Consider the following 669-nt stretch of genomic DNA (forward strand, 5'->3'; position numbering starts at 1 on the left):
TACTTGCGCTGAAGAAACCCATCAGGACGGGGGTCATCGAAACGGGATGGCAGGATATCAGGCGTATTGTCCTGTCACTTCAGACAAAACGAACAACACAGGCAATACTGGTGAGAAAACTGTCTGGTTATCCTTCAGGACACCCGATATTACAGGCGCTGACAGAGTATAATCGACTGGTTAAAGCGCAATATTTACTTGACTACATCGACGATGCCAGTTTGCGGCAGTATGTGCAACGTGCCCTGAACCGGGGAGAAGCATGGCACTTCCTTAGACGAGCCATTGCGTCGGTGAATGGTGATCAGTTCCGTGGCAAAAACGAGTCTGAAATCGCTATCTGGAATGAATGCGCAAGATTGCTTGCCAATGCGCTCATCTACTTCAACTCCGCGATACTGAGTCATCTTCTGGGACACTTTGAAGCGACAGGTGATGAAGAAAAAGCGGCTATCACTCGTGCTGTTTCGCCCGTTGCATGGCAAAATATCAACTTAAGCGGGACGTATAACTTCACCAATACCGGAAAATTGCCTGATATTAGTGAAATTACGAAGCCAATCGTGGATGATTAAGCTTGGAAACGAAAGTAACCCACAGCTGGAGGCTATATAATACAAAGCCTGTAGCATTCTATGTTACTTTAGAGGGGAAAATCCCTAGAACCCC

At 46.8% G+C, this 669-nt stretch carries 1 protein-coding gene; it reads left to right on the top strand.

From position 1 onward, the window contains the following. A partial coding sequence (locus PSI06_RS21060) for a Tn3 family transposase (protein ID WP_273605075.1) occupies window positions 1–575 on the top strand: 575 nt, incomplete at its 5' end. Between the last annotated feature and the right edge of the window lie 94 nt (window positions 576–669).

Source organism: Pseudoalteromonas sp. GABNS16E (genome assembly GCF_028598715.1).
Lineage (GTDB): Bacteria > Pseudomonadota > Gammaproteobacteria > Enterobacterales > Alteromonadaceae > Pseudoalteromonas > Pseudoalteromonas atlantica.